This window comes from Pirellulales bacterium, assembly GCA_035939775.1.
Lineage (GTDB): Bacteria > Planctomycetota > Planctomycetia > Pirellulales > DATAWG01 > DASZFO01.
The window spans coordinates 1-3,192 of the sequence record DASZFO010000224.1; the positions used below are offsets into that span (position 1 = coordinate 1).

At 62.1% G+C, this 3,192-nt stretch carries 4 protein-coding genes; 2 read left to right on the top strand and 2 right to left on the bottom strand.

Features of this window, described 5'->3' with window-relative positions; genetic code table 11:
- Positions 1-207: hypothetical protein (locus tag VGY55_14025; protein HEV2971086.1), on the top strand; the 207-nt coding region annotated here is incomplete at its 5' end.
- A 62-nt stretch (positions 208-269) separates the two neighbouring features.
- On the opposite strand, the gene VGY55_14030 is transcribed toward VGY55_14025, so the two are convergent.
- Positions 270-1,538, bottom strand: a complete 1,269-nt coding sequence (locus tag VGY55_14030) for a PQQ-binding-like beta-propeller repeat protein (GenBank protein ID HEV2971087.1) — start codon at positions 1,536-1,538, stop codon at positions 270-272.
- A gap of 14 nt (positions 1,539-1,552) precedes the next feature.
- Positions 1,553-2,032, bottom strand: coding sequence for a hypothetical protein (locus VGY55_14035; protein ID HEV2971088.1), 480 nt, complete (start codon positions 2,030-2,032; stop codon positions 1,553-1,555).
- Between the two features lie 240 nt (positions 2,033-2,272).
- Here VGY55_14035 and VGY55_14040 point away from each other — a divergent pair, with 240 nt between their 5' ends.
- Positions 2,273-3,106 carry a methyltransferase domain-containing protein gene (locus tag VGY55_14040; protein ID HEV2971089.1) on the top strand — a complete coding sequence of 278 codons (834 nt, stop codon included), beginning with the start codon at positions 2,273-2,275 and terminating at the stop codon, positions 3,104-3,106.
- Positions 3,107-3,192 lie beyond the last annotated feature (86 nt).

The following is a 3,192-nucleotide window of genomic DNA, read 5'->3' on the forward strand; positions in this document are numbered from 1 at the left end:
ACAGTCGTACTCGATCCGCCGCAGGCCGAGCCGCCGTTTACCCCGACGGTCCAATTCACGACATCGGTTTACGGCATTCACCAACCAGGAACGGCCTACCGGATGGACGAGATTCCAATCCCGCTCCGGGCCGTTTTGCCCGCCCGCTATCCGACGGACGAGCACGTTCTTGGCGACATCGAACGAGTGCTGAGGCAGCGCGTTTAAGCCGGATGGTGGGCCGGCGCTCGACTTTGTCGAGCTGGTCCCACACTCTACAAGAGGTCGCTCTATCGCCGCAGGTCGAGACACTTAAGCGTGTGATCGTCTCGCGCGTAGAGGCGGCCCGAAGCGAGCGCCGGCAATGCGAAGGTTTTCGTATTGAAGATCTGAGCCGAAGCCAACTCGGCGTATTGCGACGGGGAGGCTTTCACCAGTACAAACGTCCCGTCCGTCTTTTGCGCGAGCAGCTTGCCGTCCGCAAAGAGCACGGTTGCGTAACCAAAGTCCTCCTTCTCCCAGAGGACCTTTTGCTTTTCGGGGTCGATGCAGCGGAGACTCGCCCTGCCCTGATCATCGCGGCCATGGATGCCGAAGAGCACGCCGCCGTCGGCGATGCAGGTCGCGTACTGGCTCGAGATCAGGTCGTTCGATTCCCACAATTTGTCCAGCGACGCGTTGCCGATTTTTGCAAAGACGGCCCCGACGCCGTAACTGGCCGTCATGAACAGCCGATCGCCCACGACTGTCGGATTCGCTCCGTTGACAGTCGGGCCGCGCATGCCGAACGGAATTTCAAATCGAATCGCACCATTGTCCGGATTGAGCGAGACCGTCGTCAGCCGCGTCTCGACGATGAGGTGGCGGACGCCGTTCACCGTCACCGCGACCGGCGAGGAATAACTGGCATTTTCGTTCGTCTGCTTCCAGAGCGGCTTGCCCGACTCGAGCGAGAAGGCCACGATCCCGGCGCCCGCCTTCGCGCCGCCGACGTTCACGATCACCTTGTCCCCCTCGACAAGCGGCGAGCTGCCCGCGCCAAAGTAGCCCTCGCCGGCCCGATACTCCGCGTGCGTGTCGCGGGTCCAGATTTTCGCGCCGTCGGCCAAGCGCAAGCATGCGAGGTGTCCTTGTACGCCGAACGCGATCACGCGGTCGCCGTGAATGATTGGCACGCAGCGCGGTCCGTCGTCGGGCGAGATGCCCGAGACGTAGGAGGTTGGGAACGCGACTTTCCACGACGATTTCCCCGTCTTCACGTCGAACGCTTCGACCGCTTCCTCATTCTCGACGCGATGGAACAAAACGCCGCGCTCACCCAGGATCGACGCGCCGGCGTATCCGCGCCCGACTGGACGCTCCCACACAACTTTGGGTCCGCCCGCCGGCCAGGAATCGGCCAACGACTCACCCTCGGCACGTCCGTCGCGATGCGGACCGAGGATTTGGGGCCAGTCGCCCCCGTCGGCACGCATTGCGTAAAGGGGCAGAGCTGCCGCAAGGCCGACAAGCACCTTCCAAATCCGCCGCGGAGAAGTTCGTCGCGAACGAGCCGCCATCTGTAATCCTTCCGTCAAACGGGACGCGCGTTGTGTTCGAGCGTCCTCGGCCAACAAAGGAGCGCAGCCGCAATGCCGCACAAAGCCACATCGCACGCATTGATTGCGATCGAAGCCCGATGATACCCGGCAAACTCGGCCGAATGCGCTCGTCCAACCGGCGTGATCATTCCGACGATCGGCAAATAGATTGCGGCAAAATCCACGACCATCAACACGAGGACCAGACCCAGGAGCCAGGACGCCGCGACGATCCGCCGCCGCTCCCCTCTTTTGCGCCCGATTAGAGCGATTACAGAACCAGCGAGTGCGGCCGCGACAACCACGAACCCAAAAGCGTAATACGCCGGGAACCTGAGCAGCGCCAGCGTGTCCTTGGTCGCAGAGTCGAAACCCGGATGGCGGACTTCCCGCACCGCGGTGATGACAAACAGCATCGCCGCGCCAACCCAGACGGCCGAGGCCAGACGGGCGACCGCCAAACCCAATCGCATCAGAGAATTGCCCCTTTATTTTTAGCGCGCAACCCACCAAGCTAAAAACTCTCGCACAGTATACCGAAAGAGTGTCCCGCGGTCCGAGGTCTCTCGCGCGTCCCAGTTTCGTTCGCAATGCCGGAAACAACCGATGAACCGAGTGAGACTCATCATTGTCTGCTTTGCTATCCTCGCGGTGGCGATCCGCTATGCGAATATGGACAAAAGCGTCGACTTCATTGTGGAATAGGAACTTGCATGTCCTCGGACGACCGCCTTGTCTGCGACCGATTTCCTCGCTCCTCGCAATACAACGCCGATTGGATTCTGACTCATGCCAGCGGCGGGGCCAACTCGCTCTGGCTGACGGAGTGGCTGGCGAGCGCGCTCGACTTGAAGCCCGGCATGCGGGTGTTGGACCTCGGGTGCGGGCGCGCTTCGTCGTCGATCTTTCTGCGGCGTGAGTTCGGCGTGCAAGTCTGGGCGACCGATTTGTGGTTTAGTGCGGCGGAGAACATTCAGCGCATTCGCGATGCCGGCGTCGAAGACGGAGTGTTTCCGCTGCATGCCGACGCCCATTCGCTCCCTTTCGCCCCGGAGTTCTTCGATGCGATTGTCTGCATCGACTGCTATCCCTATTTCGGAACCGACGACCTATACCTGAACTACCTCGCCCAGTTCGTGAAGCCGGCTGGTCCGATCGGAATTGCCGGAGTGGGGCTCAGGCAGGAATTGGAAGGCCGCGTTCCCGACCATCTTCGCCCGATGTGGGGCCAGGATTTCTGGGCCATCCATTCGGCCGCCTGGTGGCGGCGGCACTGGGAGCGGACCGGCATCCTGGCTGTCGAGGTGGCGGACGACATGCCGGACGGCTGGCAACGCTGGCTCGAATGGCAGCGCGCAGTGGCTCCGGATAATTCCGTGGAGATCAAGGCGGTCGAAGACGACGCCGGCCGGTATCTGGGCTACGTTCGCGTCGTCGGCCGTCGTTGCGCCGGCGTGAAGCTCGAAGAATATTGCTGGCCCGACACTCTGCGATCCATTCCGCCGCAGTACACCAAGAAGGATTTGCTCCGACCCGATCGGCCATGAACCGCTGCGGCAGCCGCTCAGGGCCGAACGAGTGGGGAAGTTTGAACGAGCCTCCGTTATGATTGCGGTATGGTTCGCGCGCTCGT